Genomic DNA, 17,049 nt, shown 5'->3' with positions numbered 1-17,049 from the left:
GTCGAGTGAAACCAGAACCAAATCCTCGGATACGGATCTGGAACACCGAAACACACACCATGTGTTCCGGGTAGCGTGTCCCCTTCGTCTAGTGGCCTAGGACACCGCCCTTTCACGGCGGTAACAGGGGTTCGAGTCCCCTAGGGGACGCCATTTGCGGGAATAGCTCAGTTGGTAGAGCACGACCTTGCCAAGGTCGGGGTCGCGAGTTCGAGTCTCGTTTCCCGCTCCAATTTTAAACGGCACTGCTTTCGGGCGGGGTCGAGTGAAACCAGAACCGAATCCTCGGATGCGGATCTGGAACACCGAAACACACACCATGTGTTCCGGGTAGCGTGTCCCCTTCGTCTAGTGGCCTAGGACACCGCCCTTTCACGGCGGTAACAGGGGTTCGAGTCCCCTAGGGGACGCCATTTGCGGGAATAGCTCAGTTGGTAGAGCACGACCTTGCCAAGGTCGGGGTCGCGAGTTCGAGTCTCGTTTCCCGCTCCAAATTCACGAAAACGCCGCTCAATGAGCGGCGTTTTTGTTTGTCTGCGATTCGGCCTTTCGCCCGTTTATGCATCAATTGGCCCGCCAGTCAGACTGCGCGGGCCTTTGGTACATAGCACTTAAAGTGACAGCAACAGACGTCCGGCGAACAGCAGCAGGATCAACCCCATGCAGCGCTCGAACCAGTGCCCCAGGCGCATGAACAGCAGGCGGACCCGGGCGCTGGAAAAGAACAGCGCGACCATAACGAACCACAACGCATTGACCAGGCACATCCAGGCTCCATACAGGGCCTGAATGCTCAGCGGCGTGGTGGCGCTGACCAGGGTGGTGAAGATCGCCAGGAAAAACAGGGTCGCCTTGGGGTTGCTGGCGTTGGTCAGGAAACCGGTGGTGAAGGCCCGCAGCAAGGTCTGCTGTGGTTCATCCTCTGCTGTTTCGCCCGGGATGCCGGTCTTGGCCTTGCTGCGCAACAGGCTGGCGCCCAGGTACAGAATGTAGGCGGCGCCCAGCAGTTTGGCGGCGCTCAGCAGCCAGGGCGTCGCGTGCATCAATGCGCCGACCCCCAGCAGCGTGTAGAGCACGTGCACCGAAATGCCGGCGCCGATCCCCAGGGCGGTGCAGACCCCGGTCATCCGCCCGAAGCGCACGCTCTGGCGGATGGTGACGGCAAAATCCGGCCCCGGGGCGACCACGGCGAGAAAGTGAACCAGGGCCAGGGCGAGAAACTCGCCAAGATAATTGGACAGCATGCTGACTCCGCAAAGCAGTTGGGGGGTAAGGGCGTGGGCGTTTTCAGTCGAGGCTGTAGCTGACCGAGAGAACGCCTTTTTTCTGCGCGATCGAGTCGATGCTCAGCCGTCCCAGTTGTTGCAGGTGCTGGACGTGGGTGCCACCGCAACCATAGGCGGGCAGCGGGCCAAAACTGACCTCGCGGGTTCCGGCGGCCAGGGAAATGTGCCGCGGCCAATCCTCGCCAATCCAGTGTTCCAGGGCGTTCTGCACCCGGGCACAGTCGATTTCCTCAGGTTGTTCGCCCGGCTTGAACGACACTCGGCCCTCTCCGGGCCAGTGATGGGCCTTGATCGGCGTCCAACCCTGGCTTTGCACAAAGTGGCCGATCAGGTGCCCGGCGGAATGCATGCGACTGTTGAACAGGCGCTGCGGCTCATCCACGCGAGCCTCATGGCTGCCCGGCGTCAGCGACTGGTTCAGGTAATGCACGATCTGCTCATCTTCCTGGGCGACCCGCAGCACCTGAGCCGCGCCGATCCAGCCGCTGTCGCTGGGCTGGCCGCCGCCCTGGGGGTGAAAGGGCGTGGCGTGCAAGATCGCGGCAAACAGCCCGTCCCGGGGGATGCAACTCAGCAGTTCGACCTGGGCGGTCAGCAGGTCATGTTCGTAGTACAGGCGAAGCGTCATTTCTCAAACCCTGAATCCAGATGATTTTTTATTATGAGGCTTGGGTAATTGCGTGATAATCCGTTCACAACTCAATGGACTATTGCGTCATGAGCATAAATCTCCCCCTGCCTTTACTGGCAGAAATGGCCATCTTCGTCAGGGTCGTTGAAACCGGCAGCTTTTCCGAAGCAGCGCGTCAGCTGGGTTCCTCGCCGTCGGCGGTGAGCCGCAGCATCTCGCGTCTGGAGAAGGCCCTGGCGACTCGCCTGCTGCAACGTACTACCCGCAAGTTGCGCTTGAGCGACGGCGGCGAAGAGGTGTTCAAGCGCTGCAGCGAGATGGTCAGCGCGGCCCGATCGGTCATGGAAATCAGCGGTCAGTTCACCCACGAGGCCGAAGGCGTGGTGCGGGTCAGCGTGCCCAAGGCGGTGGGACGCTTCGTGGTGCATCCCCATATGCCGGAGTTTCTTCGGCGTTACCCCAAGGTGGATGTCGAACTGCTGCATGAAGACCGGGATATCGACCTGATCGAAGACAATGTCGACCTGGCTATCCGCATCACCGACCGCCCGCCGCCGGGCTTGATCGGGCGCCAGTTGTTGCGCATCGATCACCTGCTGTGCGCCACCCCGCAGTATCTGGCGGAACAGGGCACGCCGTTGCACCCTCAGGATCTGCGCCAGCACAGTTGCATCTATCTCGGGGAAACCCCCAGCGACGCCCGCTGGAAGTTCACCCAGGGCGGCAAGGCGGTGACCGTCGGCGTGCGCGGGCGTTACGCCGCCAACCACACCGGGGTGCGCCTGGACGCGGTGTTGCAGCATCTGGGCATCGGCAGCCTGCCGTATTTCACCGCGCGTCATGCCCTGGAGCAGGGGCTGATCGTCCAGGTGCTGCCGGAGTGGACCTTTCTTGCCTCCTACCACGGCGGTGCCTGGCTCCTGCATTCACCGACCCGCTACCTGCCACCCAAGCTGCGGGTGTTCATCGACTATCTGGTGGAATGCCTGGCCAGGGAGCCGACCCTGAACCGCCCGGGCAAAGGTGAACGCAGCTTGTAGGCGCTGGCTTGCCAGCGAAAATGTCTCTGAGGGCGATGCAAGACCCAAGGGCTTCTTCGCCAACAAGCCGGCTACGAGGACGACGCGATAAGGCGGGCACAAAAAAGGCCCGCCGGGCAAACCGGGCGGGCCTTGGTGGCGCCAGGGCTGCAATCAGTGCTTGCTGTCCTGGGCGGAGAGCGCCAGCAGCTGTTTTTCCTGGTTCCAGTCGAAAGGCTCGTCGTTCTGCTCGGCTTCGAAGCGGCGTTCTTCCAGGGCCTGGTACAGGTCGATTTCTTCATCGGGCATGTAGTGCAGGCAGTCGCCGGCGAAGAACCACAGCAGGTCGCGAGGCACCAGATGAGCGATCTGCGGATAGCGCTGCATGATCTGGCACAGCAGGTCCTGGCCCAGGTACTGGCTTTCGATCGGGTCGATCGGCAGCGAGGCGCGCAGTTCATCGAAGCGCTCCAGGAACAGCGCATGGCTTTCTTCGGGAACCTGTTCGGCTTCTCCCACCGCCACCAGGATGCTGCGCAGGTGGTCCAGGAGGACGAGATGATCGGCGACGACGTTGGACATGACAGGGTCCTCAAGAGCAAAACGGGCGCGGGAGTATATAGCCCCCGCGCCCGGTTTCATAATCGACCTGCCCCGAGGGGCCTGCTTAGCGGACCTTGCCCTCGCTCAAGGTCAGTTCCTCCTTGGCGAAGTCGTCCACGTCGATGACTTTGCGTCGCGCCGCTTCGGCCTCCCGCAAGCTCTGGGCTTCGGCCGCTTGCAGCACGCCGGCCTCCAGGGCTGCATCGATGGCCGATTCGCCGGCCGCCGGTTTGACCTGGCCGCTTTTCAGCGCTTCGTGGAGTTTCTTCTGCAGTGGATGGGCTGCGCTCAGCAGGTTGCAGGCGTGCTGCAGGGCGCCTACCGGATCGTCCGTGGATTGCGGGCGATAGCAGCCGGCGAGCACCGCTTCCAGGGCCGGGTCGCCCTGGGCGCGGCCAATGATTTCCGCCACTTCGGCATCCAGGCGGTCCGACGGTCCGGTATGGCGCCGGCCGAAGGGGAACACCAATACCCGTAGCAGGCAGCCGAACACCCGGCTGGGGAAGTTGCTGAGCAATTCGTCCAGGGCGCGTTCGGAGTGGCCGAGGCTTTCCTCCATGGCCCAGGCCAGCAGGGGGCGCAGGTACTCCGGTGAGTCCAGATCGTGATAGCGCTTGAGCGCCGCCGAGGCCAGGTACAGGTGGCTGAGCACATCGCCCAGGCGCGCCGACAGCCTTTCGCGACGCTTGAGCTCGCCGCCCAGGAGCATCATGGAAAAGTCGGCCAGCAGGGCAAAGGCCGCGGCCTGGCGGTTCAGGGCGCGGAAATAGCCCTGACTGAGCTTGTCGCCCGGGGTGTGTTCGAAGTGGCCCAGGCCCAGGTTCAGCACCAGGGTGCTGGCGGCGTTGCTCACGGCAAAGCCAATGTGCTGCAGCAGCAGGGCATCGAACTCCTTCAGCGCCTGGTCATGGTCCTCGCGTGCGGCCAAGGCCATTTCCTTGAGCACGAACGGGTGGCAGCGGATCGCCCCCTGGCCAAAGATCATCAGGTTGCGCGAGAGGATGTTGGCGCCTTCCACGGTGATGAAGATCGGCGCGCCCTGCCAGCTGCGGCCCAGGTAGTTGTTGGGCCCCATGATGATGCCCTTGCCGCCGTGCGCGTCCATGGCGTGGCTGATGCACTCGCGCCCGCGCTCGGTGAGGTGGTACTTGAGGATCGCCGACAGCACCGAGGGCTTTTCCCCCAGGTCCACGGCATTGGCGGTGAGCATGCGTGCGCTGTCCATCAGCCAGGCGTTGCCGCCGAGGCGGGCCAGGGCTTCCTGAATACCCTCGAAGGCCGCCAGTGGTACGTTGAACTGCTCGCGCACCTGGGCGTACTGGCCAGTCACCAGGCTGGTGAACTTGGCGGCGCCGGTGCCCACCGCCGGCAGCGAGATCGAGCGTCCCACCGACAGGCAGTTCATCAGCATCATCCAGCCTTTGCCGAGCATTTCCCGGCCGCCGATCAGGTAGTCCAGGGGAATGAACACGTCCTTGCCGGAGTTCGGGCCGTTCATGAAGGCCGCGCCCAGGGGCAGGTGGCGGCGGCCGATTTCCACGCCGGGGGTGTCGGTGGGAATCAGCGCCAGACTGATGCCCAGGTCTTCCTGGTCGCCCAGCAGATGGTCCGGGTCGTGGGCCTTGAACGCCAGGCCCAGCAGGGTGGCCACCGGGCCCAGGGTGATGTAGCGCTTTTCCCAGTTCAGGCGCAGGCCCAGGGTTTCCTCGCCTTGCCATTGGCCCTTGCAGATGATCCCGGTGTCGGGCATCGCCCCGGCGTCGGAGCCTGCCAGCGGGCCGGTGAGGGCGAAGCAGGGAATGTCATCGCCCCGTGCCAGCCGCGGCAGGTAGTGATTGCGCTGTTCGTCGGTGCCGTAGTGCAGCAGCAGTTCGGCCGGGCCCAGGGAGTTGGGGACCATGACGGTGGAGGCCAGGTCGCCGCTGCGGGTTGCCAGTTTCATCGCCACCTGGGAGTGGGCGTAGGCGGAAAAGCCTTTGCCGCCGTACTCCTTGGGGATGATCAGGGCGAAGAAGCCGTGCTCCTTGATATGGGCCCAGGCAGCGGGCGGCAGGTCCATGTGCTGGCCGATCTGCCAGTCGCTGACCATGGCGCAGAGTTCTTCGGTGGGGCCGTCGATGAACGCCTGCTCTTCCTCGGTCAGTTGCGCCTTGGGGTAGGCCAGCAAGGTGTTCCAGTCCGGGCGACCGCTGAACAGCTCGCCGTCCCACCACACGGTGCCGGCATCGATGGCGTCGCGCTCGGTTTGCGACATGGGCGGCAGGACTTTCTGCAACCAGGAGAACAGCGGGGCGCTTAAGTATTTGCGGCGCAGGTCGGGCAGCAACAGCGGCGCGGCAACGGCCGCCAGCACAATCCAGAAAATCAGCAGCAGCCAGCCGGGAGCCCGGCTGAAGGCGCCCATGGCCAGCAGGTAGACGGCAACGACGCCCAGGGCGGGCAGGGGGGCGGTGCGGCGGTGCGCCAGATAGGCGACCCCAACCAGCAAAACCAGTATCCACAACAACAGCATATTCAATCCTCCATGAAGCCAGGGGCCAAATCACCCTCAGAGCTTAGTCGGCCTCCGACAAAGCGGGTGATCGTGGCGGTGCGGGTGCAACGGTTGACTTTGCCGGCCAGCGGGGGCGTTGAAGAACGGCGGGTAGTGCTCGGGCCGACCCTGATCTTTGGCTGAAACGTCGTTATCGCCAGGGCGGACGTCTCGATAGACTCCAGGCTTCGCTTGGAGGTTTTGCCCATGAACCAGTACTTGCGTCCCAGCCGCTTCATCGATAGTGACCACCCTGCGGTGGTGGAGTTCGCCGAATCTCATCGCGGTGCCGGCGGCGATCCGCGGCAGCAGGCGGTGAATCTTTATTACGCGGTGCGTGAGGCCGTGCGTTACAACTTCTATTCCTTCAGCCCCGATCCGCAAACCCTGCGGGGCAGTCATGCCCTGATCGCCGGCGAAAGCTACTGTGTGCCCAAGGCCACGCTGCTGGCCGGTTGTGCCCGACATTGCGGGATTCCCGCGCGCATCGGTCTGGCGGACGTGCGCAATCACTTGTCGACCCCGCGTCTGCTGGAGTTGTTGCGCAGTGATGTATTCGCCATGCACGGCTATACCGAGCTGTACCTGCAGGGGCGTTGGGTCAAGGCCACGCCGGCATTCAACCAGAGTCTGTGCGAGCTGTTCGATGTGGCGCCGCTGGAGTTCGACGGGGTGCAGGACAGTGTCTTTCACGCCTTCAACCGTCAGGGCGACCAGTCGATGGAGTACCTGGTGGACCATGGGCGCTTCGCCGATGTGCCGCAGGAGCTGTTCTTCAGCCACCTGGAAAAATGCTATCCCCATCTGTTCGGCGAGCAGGGGGGCGCGCTGCTGGGGGACATCCGCAGTGATTTGAGTCGCGGCTGATCCGGCGTAGACTGCCCCGGCATTCATAACTGAGGGATGGTCATGCTGAAGATCTGGGGTCGCAAGAACTCGTCGAATGTCAGAAAGGTGCTGTGGTGTGCCCAAGAGCTGGGGCTGGCCTATGAGTCCCTGGATGCAGGTGGCGCCTTTGGCGTGGTGGACACCCCCGCCTACCGGGCGCTGAACCCCAACGGGCGCATCCCGCTGATTGAAGACGATGGCTTCGTGCTCTGGGAGTCCAACACCATCGTGCGTTACCTGGCCGCTCGGCATGCCGCCGACAGCCACTGGTACCCGGCCGACGTACAGGCCCGGGCCAGCGCCGAGAAGTGGATGGACTGGACCACCTCGACCTTCGCCGAACCTTTCCGCCTGCTGTTCTGGGGCATATTGCGCACTCCGGCGGCGCAGCAGGACTGGCAGCAGATCAATGCCGCCAAGGCGACCTGCGTCGAGCTGCTGGCCCGGGTGGATCAGGCCCTGGCCGGGCAGCCCTATCTCTCGGGAGCGGAGATCGGGGTCGGTGATATCCCCCTGGGCAGCTTTATCTATGCCTGGTTCGAGATGCCCATCGAGCGGCCGTCGATGCCCCATCTGCAAGCCTGGTATGAGCGTTTGAAGCAGCGCCCGGCCTATCGTCAGGCGGTGATGACCGCGTTGACTTAATACCCACTATCGATACGCGTGACTGTACTTGCGTGGCCTCGACCCGCAACATGGCGAGCGCCTGGCGTCGTTGCAATCCAGCCAGGCTGCCCTCACTTATAAAATTCCCTCTTCTTGGTGCATGAATCCGATATGAGTTCCGCTCTGTCCATCCGGCAGCTAACCAAAACCTACGGCAACGGTTTCCAGGCCCTGAGTGGTATCGATCTGGACGTCGCCGAAGGTGATTTTTTCGCCCTGCTCGGCCCTAACGGCGCCGGTAAATCCACCACCATCGGCATTCTTTCGACCCTGGTGAACAAGACCAGTGGCACTGTGAATGTCTTTGGCCACGACCTTGATCGTGAGCCGGCGGCGCTCAAGCGCTGCATCGGCGTGGTGCCGCAGGAATTCAATTTCAACCAGTTCGAGAAGACCTTCGACATCGTCGTGACCCAGGCTGGCTACTACGGCATTCCGGCACGAATCGCCAAGGAACGGGCCGAGCAGTACCTGACCCAGCTCGGCCTGTGGGACAAGCGCGATGTGCCTTCACGCTCCCTGTCCGGTGGCATGAAGCGGCGCCTGATGATCGCTCGGGCCCTGGTCCACGAGCCGCGCCTGCTGATCCTCGACGAACCCACCGCCGGGGTCGACATCGAGCTGCGTCGTTCGATGTGGACCTTCCTCACCGAGCTCAACCAGAAAGGCATCACCATCATCCTCACCACCCATTACCTGGAAGAGGCTGAGCAGCTGTGCCGCAACATCGGCATCATCGACCACGGCACCATCGTCGAGAACACCAGCATGCGTCAGCTGCTGAGTCAGCTGCATGTGGAAACCTTCCTGCTTGATCTCAAGCACGACCTCAGCATGGCGCCACAGTTGGCCGGCTATCCGACCCGGCTGGTGGACAGCCGCACCCTGGAAGTCCAGGTGGACAAGGCCGTGGGCATCACCGCGCTGTTCGGTCAACTGGCCCTGCAGAACATCGAGGTCTTGAGCCTGCGTAACAAAACCAACCGACTTGAGGAGCTGTTCGTGTCCCTGGTGGAGAAGAATCTGTCGAAGGTGGCGGTATGAGTTCGGAGTTGAAACCCAACCTGGTGGCACTCAACACCATCGTCTATCGCGAGATCCGCCGTTTCACCCGAATCTGGCCGCAGACCCTGCTGCCGCCGGCCATCACCATGGTTCTGTACTTCGTCATCTTCGGTAACCTGATCGGGCGACAGATCGGCGATATGGGTGGTTTCACCTACATGGAGTACATCGTGCCGGGGCTGATCATGATGTCGGTGATCACCAACTCCTACGGCAACGTGGTGTCGAGTTTCTTCGGCAGCAAGTTCCAGCGCTCCATCGAGGAGTTGATGGTATCGCCGGTGTCGCCGCACACCATCCTGATTGGCTACACCTTGGGCGGGGTTCTGCGCGGCCTGATGGTGGGGATCATCGTGACCCTGCTGTCGCTGTTTTTCACCACATTGCAGGTGCATCACCTGGGCGTCACCGTGCTGGTGGTGGTGCTGACGGCGACCATCTTCTCGCTGCTGGGGTTCATCAACGCGGTGTTCGCGCGCAACTTCGATGACATCTCGATCATCCCGACGTTCGTGCTGACCCCCCTGACCTACCTGGGCGGGGTGTTCTACTCGATCAACCTGCTGCCGCCGTTCTGGCAGACCGTGTCCCTGGCCAACCCGGTGCTGCACATGGTCAACGCCTTCCGCTTCGGCATCCTCGGGGTGTCGGACATCAAGATCAGCGTGGCCATCACCTTCATGCTGGTGGCCACCGTGGTGCTGTACATCGGCTGTGCCCGGCTGCTGGTCAGCGGGCGTGGCATGCGTCAGTAAACCGCTTCAGCGCCTGATGAAAACGGCCTCCCTCGGGAGGCCGTTTTCGTTGGTCACAGGCGCTGCTGCTTGCGCCTGCGCCACTGGCGAGCCACCCACCAGCGCCAATAGAGCATGGTCAGGCAATAGGCCGTGGCGCCCAGCGCCAGACCGGCCACCACCGACCCCAGGAGAAAGGGTTGCCACAGGGTGCTGAGCTGACCGCTGATCCACTCCCAGGTCAACTCGTCGGGCAGGGTGCGGGCCGGTACGTTCATCAGCCAGGCCCCCAGTTGGTAGGTGCAGAAGAACACCGGCGGCATGGTGATGGGATTGGTCAGCCAGACCAGGCTGACACTGATGGGCATGTTGGCCCGCAGCCAGACAGCCAGCACCGCCGCCAGCAGCATCTGCATCGGAATCGGGATGAAGGCGGCGAACAAACCCACGGCCATGGCGCGGGCTACGGAGTGTCGATTGAGGTGCCAGAGGTTGGCGTCATGCAACAGCGTGCCAAGAAAGCGTAAGGACTTGTGTTCCCGGATGCTGGCCGGATCTGGCATGTAACGTTTGAATAAGCGCCGGGGCATAAGGGTTCTCGGTTGGATCAGGTCGCGATTATGAACGGATTCTAGTCAGGGCAAATTCAGACATTGTGACAAATGATAAAACCGCGCCGCCGATCCTCGGCTAAGCCCAGAGTAGGGACTGCCAAGGAGGGGCTGGCTGATGGGCACGGGTTTGCTGGCGTTGGCCGCGGGGCTGCTGGCGCTGGGTTTTCTGCCGGTGTTGCCGCCGGTCTGGCTGTTGCTGGCGCTGGCGGTCGTGGGGATGATGCTGCTGCCGTTTCGTACACATCCCGTGGCATTTTTTCTGTTCGGTTTCGCCTGGGCTTGCGTCTCCGGGCATTGGGCCCTGGATGATCGCCTGGCGCCTGGCCTGGAGGGGCAAACCCGCTGGCTGGAGGGGCAGGTCAGTGGTTTGCCGGAGCAGGGCCAGGGCGTGGTGCGCTTCGAACTGCAGGCCGCCCAGGCGCGGCGCGAGCGTCTGCCGCAGCGGATGCGTCTGGCCTGGCATGACGGCCCACCGCTGCACAGTGGCGAGCGCTGGCGCTTGGCGGTCAAGCTGCGGCGTCCCGCCGGGCTGCTCAATGTCCAGGGATTCGATTACCAGGCCTGGCTGCTGGCGCGGCGCATCGGGGCCACCGGTACGGTCAAGGCCGGGCAATTGCTCAGGCCCGCCCGGCTGGCCTGGCGTGAGGGGCTGCGCCAGCGCCTGCTGGGGGTCGAGGCACAAGGACGTGGCGCCGGGCTGGCGGCACTGGTGATGGGCGACGGCTCGGGCCTGACGCGCCAGGACTGGCAGGTGTTGCAGGACACCGGCACGGTGCACCTGATGGTGATTTCCGGTCAGCACATCAGTCTGCTGGCCGGGGTGATCTACCTCGGGGTGGCCGGGCTCGCCCGCTGGGGCATCTGGCCCGAGCGCCGGCCATGGCTGCCCTGGGCCTGTGCCCTGGCCTTTCTCGGGGCTCTGGGCTATGGCCTGCTGGCCGGGTTCGATGTGCCGGTGCAACGGGCTTGCGTGATGGTCGCCCTGGTCCTGCTCTGGCGTCTGCGCTTTCGCCATCTGGGCGTCTGGCGACCCTGGCTGCTGGCGTTGAATGCGGTGTTGCTGTTCGAGCCCCTGGCCAGTTTGCAGCCGGGATTCTGGCTGTCGTTTGCCGCGGTGGCGATCCTGATTCTCACCTTCGCCGGGCGCCTGGGGCGCTGGCGCTGGTGGCAGGCCTGGAGCCGGGCCCAGTGGCTGATCGCCATTGGCCTGCTGCCGCCGCTGCTGGCCCTGGGGTTGCCCATCAGTTTCAGCGGTCCCCTGGCCAATCTGCTGGCGGTGCCCTGGATCAGCCTGTTGGTGCTGCCGCCGGCCCTGCTGGGGTGTCTGCTGCTGCCGGTGCCCCATCTGGGCGAGGGCTTGCTGTGGTTGGCCGGGGGGCTGCTGGATGGGCTGTTTCGCCTATTGGGGATGATCGCCAGTGCCTGGCCGGCCTGGGTGGCGCCGTTGCTGCCCTGGTGGCTTTGGGGGCTCAGTGCCCTGGGGGCCTTGCTGTTGCTCCTGCCCACTGGTGTGCCGCTGCGGGTGCTGGGGTGGCCGCTGCTGCTATTGGCTGTCTGGCCGCCCGAGCCCGTGCTGCCCGAGGGTGAGGTGGAGGTCTGGCAACTGGACGTGGGGCAGGGGCTGTCGATGCTCCTGCGCACCCGCGATCACGCCATGCTCTACGACGCTGGCGCCCGGGTGGGGGATTTCGACCTTGGCGAGCGGGTGGTGCTGCCAACCTTGCGCAAGTTGGGGATCAGGCGGTTGGACCTGATGCTGCTCAGTCACGCTGACAACGATCATGCCGGTGCCGCCCTCGCGGTCTGGCGCGGAATCGAGGTGGCACGGGTGCGCAGCGGCGAGCCCGGGGCATTGCCCGACGCCTTGCAAGCCCAGCCTTGCGAGTCCGGCCTGGGCTGGCAATGGAATGGGGTGCGCTTTCGGCTGTGGCAATGGCCGGCGGCGACCGATGGCAACCAGGCCTCCTGCGTGTTGCAGGTCGAGGCCCGTGGCGAGCGTCTGCTGCTCACCGGCGACATCGACCTGCAGGCCGAACGGGCCTTGCTCGCCAGTGCGCTGGCGGTTCACACCCACTGGTTGCAGGCGCCCCATCATGGCAGTCGCACGTCTTCGTCCATGGCCCTGCTGCAACGCCTGCGACCGACGGCGGTGCTGATTTCCCGCGGGCGAGGCAATGCCTTCGGTCATCCCCATGCCGAGGTGCTGGCGCGCTATCGACGGTTGGGGGCGGCTGTTCATGACAGCGCCGATCAAGGTGCGCTGAAACTGCGCCTGGGGACTTTCGGGCCCGTGCAAAGCCTGCGCGCGCAGCGGCGTTTCTGGCGCGATTGAGCACTAATGCCTTAAATAACCGTGATTTATTAAAGCCTGTGAGCATGCGACATCACGGTCTTCGGTGCGTCCGGCCCCTATGTTAGAGTGGCGCACTTTTTCGAGGGGACTGTCACTGTGTGGGAATTGGTCAAATCCGGCGGCTGGATGATGTTGCCGATCATTCTGAGTTCCATCGCGGCTGTGGGCATCATTGCCGAGCGTTTGTGGACCCTGCGGGCCAGCCGGGTTACCCCGCCCCATCTGTTGGGGCAGGTCTGGCGCTGGATCAAGGACAAGCAGCTGAACAAGGAAAAACTCAAGGAACTGCGCGCCGATTCGCCCCTGGGCGAGATCCTGGCCGCGGGGCTGGCCAACTCCAAGCATGGTCGCGAGATCATGAAGGAATGCATTGAAGAGGCGGCAGCCCGCGTGATTCACGAGCTGGAGCGCTACCTCAATGCCCTCGGCACCATCGCCGCCATGGCCCCGCTGCTGGGCCTCTTGGGCACGGTGCTGGGCATGATCGACATCTTCAGTTCGTTCATGGGCTCGGGCATGACCACCAACGCCCACGTGCTGGCCGGCGGTATTTCCAAGGCCTTGATCACCACTGCCGCGGGGCTGATGGTGGGCATTCCTTCGGTGTTCTTCCATCGCTTCCTGCAACGTCGGGTCGATGAGCTGGTGGTGGGCATGGAACAGGAAGCGATCAAGCTGGTGGAAGTGATCCAGGGTGACCGCGATGTCGACCTGGCCGAGGGCAAAGCGTGAAATTCCGTCGCAAACCCCGGGAAACCGTGGACATCAACCTCGCGTCATTGATCGACGTGGTGTTCATCCTGCTGCTGTTTTTCGTCGTCACCACCACCTTTACCCGGGAAACCCAGTTGCGGGTCGACCTGCCGGAAGCGGTCAGCGGCTCGCCCGCCGAAGACCAGGAGGTCAAGCAGCTGGACATCGCCATCAGCGCCGACGGGGTGTTCTCGGTCAACAATCAGGTGCTGCCGAAAAATGACCTGGCCACCCTGATGGACGCCCTGCAGAAGGAGTCGGCAGGGGACACCCATCTGCCGCTGTCCATCAGCGCCGACGGCAAGACTCAACATCAAGCGGTGATCACTGCCATGGACGCGGCCGGCAAGCTCGGTTTCAGCCACTTGCGCATGACCACCGTCGAGGCGGCGCCGGCACCCTGATGGCACTCTCCGATCGCTTGCTCGCCGCCTGGTACAACGGCCACCCCGCGCTGAAACTGCTGCAGCCTCTGGAGTACTTGTACCGCCGGGTGGTGATGGGCAAGCGCCAGCGCTTTCTGGCGGGCGAGGGGGCGATCTATCAGCCGCCGGTGCCGTTGATCGTGGTGGGCAACATCACCGTCGGCGGCACTGGCAAGACGCCATTGATCCTGTGGCTGGTGGCGCACTGTCAGCGCCTCGGCCTGCGGGTCGGGGTGGTCAGTCGCGGCTATGGCGCCAAGCCGCCGCAACTGCCCTGGCGGGTGACGGCCGACGACAGCGCCGCGGTGGCCGGTGATGAACCGCTGCTGATCGTCCAGCGCTGTGGCGTGCCGCTGATGATCGATCCGGATCGCAGCCGCGCGGTACAGGCCTTGCTGGCCGCCGAACCGCTGGACCTGATTCTCTCCGACGACGGTCTGCAACATTACCGCCTGGCCCGTGACCTGGAACTGGTGCTGATCGACGCCGCCCGTGGCCTGGGCAACCGCCGTTGCCTGCCGGCCGGGCCCCTGCGCGAGCCGGTGGAACGCCTGCAGAGCGTCGATGCACTGCTCTACAACGGCGCCGCCGATGACCGCGCCGACGGTTTTGCCTTTCACCTCAAGCCTTCGGCGCTGGTCAATCTGCAGAGCGGCGAGCGCCGCCCGGTGGAGCACTTCGCGCCGGGGCAGGCGCTGCACGCGGTGGCCGGAATCGGCAACCCGCAGCGTTTCTTCAACACCCTTGAAACGCTACACTGGCGGCCTGTCCCCCATGCATTTGCCGATCACGCCCAATACAGTGCGCAGGCCCTGGCCTTCACCCCGTCGTTGCCGTTGGTCATGACCGAGAAAGATGCGGTCAAGTGCCGTGACTTCGCGGCTGCCGACTGGTGGTACCTGGCGGTGGATGCGGTGCCGTCCGCGGCCTTCATCGTCTGGTTCGATACCCAGCTGATGCGCCTGCTGCCTGATCGTCTGTTGCCTTAATCGCTTTTATCCAGGGAAACCTCATGGACACCAAACTGCTCGACATCCTGGCCTGCCCGATCTGCAAGGGCCCGCTCAAACTCAGCGCCGACAAGACCGAGCTGATCAGCAAGGGCGCCGGCCTGGCCTATCCGATCCGCGACGGCATCCCGGTGATGCTGGAAAGCGAAGCCCGTACCCTGACCACCGAAGAGCGCCTGGACAAATGAGCAGCGCCTTCACCGTGGTCATTCCGGCGCGCTTTGCCTCCACTCGCCTGCCGGGCAAGCCCCTGCAACTGATCGCCGGCAAGCCGATGATCCAGTGGGTCTGGGAGCAGGCCTGCAAGAGCAGCGCCGAGCGGGTAGTGGTGGCCACCGACGACCCGCGTATCGTCGAGGCGTGCCAGGGCTTTGGCGCGCAAGCGCTGCTGACCCGGGACGACCACAACTCGGGCACCGATCGCCTGGCGGAAGTCGCCAGCCAGCTTGGCCTGGCGGCGGATGCCATCGTGGTCAACGTTCAGGGCGACGAACCGCTGATCCCGCCTTCGGTGATCGACCAGGTGGCGGCCAACCTGGCAGCCCACACCGAAGCGCGCATGGCCACCCTGGCCGAGCCGATCGAGGATGTGCAGACGCTGTTCAATCCCAACGTGGTCAAGGTGGTCACGGACCTCAACGGCCTGGCCCTGACCTTCAGCCGTGCCACCTTGCCCTGGGCGCGGGATGCCTTCGCCAAGAGTCAAGAGCACCTGCCGGAAGGCGTGCCTTACCGCCGCCACATCGGCATCTATGCCTATCGCGCTGGGTTCCTTCATGACTTCGTCAGCTGGGGCCCGTGCTGGCTGGAAAACACCGAATCCCTGGAGCAGTTGCGTGCCTTGTGGCACGGCGTGCGGATTCATGTCGCCGATGCCCTGGAGGCCCCACCCACCGGCGTCGATACCGCCGAAGACCTTGAGCGCGTCCGGCGCCTGCTGGAGGCCTGATGCGGGTTCTGTTCGTCTGCCTGGGCAATATCTGTCGCTCGCCGACCGCCGAGGGCGTGCTGCGCCACAAGTTGCGCGCGGCCGGCCTGGGCGATCAGGTGCAGGTCGCGTCCGCCGGCACCAGCGACTGGCATGTCGGCAAGGCCCCGGATAAGCGCAGCCAGCAGGCGGCCTTGCGCCGTGGCTACGACCTTTCGGCGCAACGGGCGCAGCAGGTCGGCAGCGCCGATTTCGCCGTGTATGACCTGATCCTGGCCATGGACCAGAGCAACCTGCGCCACCTCAAGGCCCTGCAACCGGCCCGGGGCAAGGCCGAGCTGGACCTGTTCCTGCGCCGCTACGAGTCGGTACTGGATGAAGTGCCCGATCCCTACTACGACGGCGAGCAGGGCTTCGAGCAGGTACTGGACCTGATCGAAGCGGCCTGCGACCGGCTGGTGATCGAATTGAAGGGGCGGTTATGACCCTGCACATTCAATCCGATGTCTCGCTCAAGCCGTTCAACAGTTTCGGGGTCGAGGTCAAGGCCCTGCGCTTTGCCCAGGCCCATAGCGATGACGACGTGCGCGAAGCCCTGGCCTATTGCGCCGCGCAGCAGTTGCCGTTGCTGGTGATCGGTGGCGGCAGCAACCTGCTACTGACCGCGGATATCCAGGCCCTGGTGCTGCGCATGGCCAGCCGCGGCATCCGTCTGCTCAGCGACGACGGGCAACGGGTGGTGGTGGAAGCCGAGGCCGGGGAAACCTGGCATCCCTTTGTGCAGTGGACCCTGGAGCAGGGCTTGTCCGGGCTGGAGAACCTGAGCCTGATTCCCGGCACCGTCGGCGCTGCGCCGATGCAGAACATCGGCGCCTATGGCGTGGAGATCAAGGACGTGTTCGCCGGCCTGACCGCCCTGGACCGGCAAACCGGTGAATTGCGCGACTTTGACCTGGCCCAGTGCCAGTTCGCTTACCGCGACAGCCTGTTCAAGCATGAGGCCGGCCGCTGGTTGATCCTGCGGGTGCGTTTTGTCCTGAATCGCGTCGATCATCTGCACCTTGAGTACGGTCCGGTGCGTCAGCGCCTGAGCGAGCAGGGCATCGAGCAGCCGACGGCCAGCGATGTCAGCCGGGCGATCTGCAGCATTCGCAGCGAGAAACTTCCGGACCCGGCGGTGCTTGGCAATGCCGGCAGTTTCTTCAAGAACCCGGTGGTCCCGGCGCTGCTGGCGGCGCAGATCAAGCAGGCCTACCCGGGGCTGGTGGGTTATCCCCAGGCCGACGGGCAGGTCAAGCTGGCGGCCGGCTGGCTGATCGAGCAGGCCGGCTGGAAGGGCTTTCGTGAAGCCGATGCCGGGGTCCATCGCCTGCAATCCCTGGTGCTGGTGAACTACGGCGCGGCCACTGGCCTGCAACTGTTGGAGTTGGCCCGGCGGATCCAGCACGATATCGCCGAGCGCTTTGGCGTCGAGCTGGAGATGGAGCCGAATCTGTATTGAGGCGACTCTTGAACTAAGCTCAACGCTTGAGTCCACAGCC

Annotated in this window: 18 protein-coding genes and 4 tRNA genes; 17 read left to right on the top strand and 5 right to left on the bottom strand. The window is 64.2% G+C overall.

Translation table 11 applies throughout. The features are described 5' to 3' along the window. The first annotated feature begins 77 nt into the window (after positions 1 to 77). The 4 genes from GGI48_RS05975 to GGI48_RS05960 all read left to right on the top strand — a co-directional run bounded on the left by GGI48_RS05975 (position 78) and on the right by GGI48_RS05960 (position 492). A tRNA-Glu gene (locus tag GGI48_RS05975) sits at positions 78 to 153 on the top strand. A 3-nt stretch (positions 154 to 156) separates the two neighbouring features. Continuing rightward, positions 157 to 232: transfer RNA gene (locus tag GGI48_RS05970), tRNA-Gly, on the top strand. Between the two features lie 105 nt (positions 233 to 337). Beyond that, positions 338 to 413, top strand: a tRNA-Glu gene (locus GGI48_RS05965). A 3-nt stretch (positions 414 to 416) separates the two neighbouring features. Then, positions 417 to 492: transfer RNA gene (locus GGI48_RS05960), tRNA-Gly, on the top strand. Between the two features lie 119 nt (positions 493 to 611). On the opposite strand, the gene GGI48_RS05955 is transcribed toward GGI48_RS05960, so the two are convergent. Together GGI48_RS05955 and GGI48_RS05950 are read right to left on the bottom strand one after the other, a co-directional pair. Continuing rightward, a complete protein-coding gene (locus GGI48_RS05955; RefSeq protein WP_016968252.1) occupies positions 612 to 1,244 on the bottom strand; it encodes a LysE family translocator in 633 nt (210 codons plus the stop codon). Between the two features lie 43 nt (positions 1,245 to 1,287). After that, the gene (locus GGI48_RS05950) at positions 1,288 to 1,914 is read right to left on the bottom strand and encodes an alanyl-tRNA editing protein (protein WP_179597463.1); all 627 of its coding nucleotides are present in this window, start codon (positions 1,912 to 1,914) and stop codon (positions 1,288 to 1,290) included. 89 nt (positions 1,915 to 2,003) lie between these two features. Between GGI48_RS05950 and GGI48_RS05945 the strand changes: the two genes are divergently transcribed. After that, entirely contained in the window at positions 2,004 to 2,957 is a 954-nt protein-coding gene (locus GGI48_RS05945) for a LysR family transcriptional regulator (RefSeq protein WP_103741198.1), read from the top strand. A 153-nt stretch (positions 2,958 to 3,110) separates the two neighbouring features. Here GGI48_RS05945 and GGI48_RS05940 read toward each other — a convergent pair whose 3' ends face one another. Further along, complete coding sequence (locus GGI48_RS05940; RefSeq protein ID WP_016968255.1) at positions 3,111 to 3,518, bottom strand: PA2817 family protein; 408 nt, start codon at positions 3,516 to 3,518, stop codon at positions 3,111 to 3,113. An 85-nt stretch (positions 3,519 to 3,603) separates the two neighbouring features. Then, positions 3,604 to 6,051, bottom strand: a complete 2,448-nt coding sequence (locus GGI48_RS05935; protein WP_179597461.1) for an acyl-CoA dehydrogenase — start codon at positions 6,049 to 6,051, stop codon at positions 3,604 to 3,606. 228 nt (positions 6,052 to 6,279) lie between these two features. Between GGI48_RS05935 and GGI48_RS05930 the strand changes: the two genes are divergently transcribed. From GGI48_RS05930 to GGI48_RS05915, 4 genes are all read left to right on the top strand, one after another. After that, on the top strand, positions 6,280 to 6,939 hold the full coding sequence (locus GGI48_RS05930; RefSeq protein WP_179597459.1) for a transglutaminase family protein: 660 nt from the start codon (positions 6,280 to 6,282) through the stop codon (positions 6,937 to 6,939). 42 nt (positions 6,940 to 6,981) lie between these two features. After that, positions 6,982 to 7,605, top strand: a complete 624-nt coding sequence (locus GGI48_RS05925; protein ID WP_179597457.1) for a glutathione S-transferase family protein — start codon at positions 6,982 to 6,984, stop codon at positions 7,603 to 7,605. Positions 7,606 to 7,737: 132 nt separating this feature from the next. Further along, entirely contained in the window at positions 7,738 to 8,670 is a 933-nt protein-coding gene (locus tag GGI48_RS05920; protein ID WP_179597456.1) for an ABC transporter ATP-binding protein, read from the top strand. Continuing rightward, positions 8,667 to 9,446, top strand: coding sequence for an ABC transporter permease (locus GGI48_RS05915; RefSeq protein ID WP_016968258.1), 780 nt, complete (start codon positions 8,667 to 8,669; stop codon positions 9,444 to 9,446). The genes GGI48_RS05920 and GGI48_RS05915 overlap by 4 nt, the downstream gene beginning before the upstream one ends. 53 nt (positions 9,447 to 9,499) lie before the next feature. Here the strand turns inward: GGI48_RS05915 and GGI48_RS05910 are convergent, their stop codons facing one another. Further along, on the bottom strand, positions 9,500 to 10,015 hold the full coding sequence (locus GGI48_RS05910) for a DUF2062 domain-containing protein (protein ID WP_016968259.1): 516 nt from the start codon (positions 10,013 to 10,015) through the stop codon (positions 9,500 to 9,502). Positions 10,016 to 10,154: 139 nt separating this feature from the next. Here GGI48_RS05910 and GGI48_RS05905 point away from each other — a divergent pair, with 139 nt between their 5' ends. The 8 genes from GGI48_RS05905 (at position 10,155) to murB (ending at position 17,009) form a co-directional block, all read left to right on the top strand. Then, positions 10,155 to 12,371 carry a DNA internalization-related competence protein ComEC/Rec2 gene (locus tag GGI48_RS05905; protein ID WP_179597454.1) on the top strand — a complete coding sequence of 739 codons (2,217 nt, stop codon included), beginning with the start codon at positions 10,155 to 10,157 and terminating at the stop codon, positions 12,369 to 12,371. A 117-nt stretch (positions 12,372 to 12,488) separates the two neighbouring features. Further along, positions 12,489 to 13,124, top strand: a complete 636-nt coding sequence (locus GGI48_RS05900) for a MotA/TolQ/ExbB proton channel family protein (RefSeq protein WP_016968261.1) — start codon at positions 12,489 to 12,491, stop codon at positions 13,122 to 13,124. Further along, positions 13,121 to 13,549: an ExbD/TolR family protein gene (locus GGI48_RS05895; RefSeq protein WP_016968262.1), complete on the top strand. Its 429-nt coding sequence runs from the start codon at positions 13,121 to 13,123 to the stop codon at positions 13,547 to 13,549. Before GGI48_RS05900 ends, GGI48_RS05895 begins: the two co-directional genes overlap by 4 nt. Further along, on the top strand, positions 13,549 to 14,559 hold the full coding sequence (gene lpxK / locus GGI48_RS05890) for a tetraacyldisaccharide 4'-kinase (protein ID WP_016968263.1): 1,011 nt from the start codon (positions 13,549 to 13,551) through the stop codon (positions 14,557 to 14,559). Before GGI48_RS05895 ends, lpxK begins: the two co-directional genes overlap by 1 nt. Before the next feature lie 23 nt (positions 14,560 to 14,582). Further along, on the top strand, positions 14,583 to 14,768 hold the full coding sequence (locus tag GGI48_RS05885) for a Trm112 family protein (RefSeq protein WP_011060103.1): 186 nt from the start codon (positions 14,583 to 14,585) through the stop codon (positions 14,766 to 14,768). Then, positions 14,765 to 15,529 (top strand): 3-deoxy-manno-octulosonate cytidylyltransferase, encoded by a 765-nt coding sequence (gene kdsB / locus GGI48_RS05880; RefSeq protein WP_179597452.1) that lies wholly within the window; start codon positions 14,765 to 14,767, stop codon positions 15,527 to 15,529. Before GGI48_RS05885 ends, kdsB begins: the two co-directional genes overlap by 4 nt. Beyond that, a complete protein-coding gene (locus GGI48_RS05875; protein WP_016968265.1) occupies positions 15,529 to 15,993 on the top strand; it encodes a low molecular weight protein-tyrosine-phosphatase in 465 nt (154 codons plus the stop codon). Before kdsB ends, GGI48_RS05875 begins: the two co-directional genes overlap by 1 nt. Next, entirely contained in the window at positions 15,990 to 17,009 is a 1,020-nt protein-coding gene (gene murB, locus GGI48_RS05870; protein WP_179597450.1) for a UDP-N-acetylmuramate dehydrogenase, read from the top strand. The genes GGI48_RS05875 and murB overlap by 4 nt, the downstream gene beginning before the upstream one ends. Positions 17,010 to 17,049 lie beyond the last annotated feature (40 nt).

The organism is Pseudomonas protegens (assembly GCF_013407925.2).
Lineage (GTDB): Bacteria > Pseudomonadota > Gammaproteobacteria > Pseudomonadales > Pseudomonadaceae > Aquipseudomonas > Aquipseudomonas fluorescens_AP.
This window is presented reverse-complemented; position numbering and strand designations above follow the sequence as displayed.

Excerpts from the sequence above, each read along its gene's own strand:
- kdsB (WP_179597452.1), top strand. The coding sequence starts at position 14,765 with ATGAGCAGCGCCTTCACCGTGGTCATTCCGGCGCGCTTTGCCTCCACT.
- GGI48_RS05905 (WP_179597454.1), top strand. The coding sequence starts at position 10,155 with ATGGGCACGGGTTTGCTGGCGTTGGCCGCGGGGCTGCTGGCGCTGGGT.
- GGI48_RS05915 (WP_016968258.1), top strand. The coding sequence starts at position 8,667 with ATGAGTTCGGAGTTGAAACCCAACCTGGTGGCACTCAACACCATCGTC.
- GGI48_RS05940 (WP_016968255.1), bottom strand. The coding sequence starts at position 3,518 with ATGTCCAACGTCGTCGCCGATCATCTCGTCCTCCTGGACCACCTGCGC.
- GGI48_RS05950 (WP_179597463.1), bottom strand. The coding sequence starts at position 1,914 with ATGACGCTTCGCCTGTACTACGAACATGACCTGCTGACCGCCCAGGTC.
- GGI48_RS05935 (WP_179597461.1), bottom strand. The coding sequence starts at position 6,051 with ATGCTGTTGTTGTGGATACTGGTTTTGCTGGTTGGGGTCGCCTATCTG.
- GGI48_RS05930 (WP_179597459.1), top strand. The coding sequence starts at position 6,280 with ATGAACCAGTACTTGCGTCCCAGCCGCTTCATCGATAGTGACCACCCT.
- murB (WP_179597450.1), top strand. The coding sequence starts at position 15,990 with ATGACCCTGCACATTCAATCCGATGTCTCGCTCAAGCCGTTCAACAGT.
- GGI48_RS05875 (WP_016968265.1), top strand. The coding sequence starts at position 15,529 with ATGCGGGTTCTGTTCGTCTGCCTGGGCAATATCTGTCGCTCGCCGACC.
- GGI48_RS05885 (WP_011060103.1), top strand. The coding sequence starts at position 14,583 with ATGGACACCAAACTGCTCGACATCCTGGCCTGCCCGATCTGCAAGGGC.
- lpxK (WP_016968263.1), top strand. The coding sequence starts at position 13,549 with ATGGCACTCTCCGATCGCTTGCTCGCCGCCTGGTACAACGGCCACCCC.
- GGI48_RS05945 (WP_103741198.1), top strand. The coding sequence starts at position 2,004 with ATGAGCATAAATCTCCCCCTGCCTTTACTGGCAGAAATGGCCATCTTC.
- GGI48_RS05910 (WP_016968259.1), bottom strand. The coding sequence starts at position 10,015 with ATGCCCCGGCGCTTATTCAAACGTTACATGCCAGATCCGGCCAGCATC.
- GGI48_RS05955 (WP_016968252.1), bottom strand. The coding sequence starts at position 1,244 with ATGCTGTCCAATTATCTTGGCGAGTTTCTCGCCCTGGCCCTGGTTCAC.
- GGI48_RS05920 (WP_179597456.1), top strand. The coding sequence starts at position 7,738 with ATGAGTTCCGCTCTGTCCATCCGGCAGCTAACCAAAACCTACGGCAAC.
- GGI48_RS05925 (WP_179597457.1), top strand. The coding sequence starts at position 6,982 with ATGCTGAAGATCTGGGGTCGCAAGAACTCGTCGAATGTCAGAAAGGTG.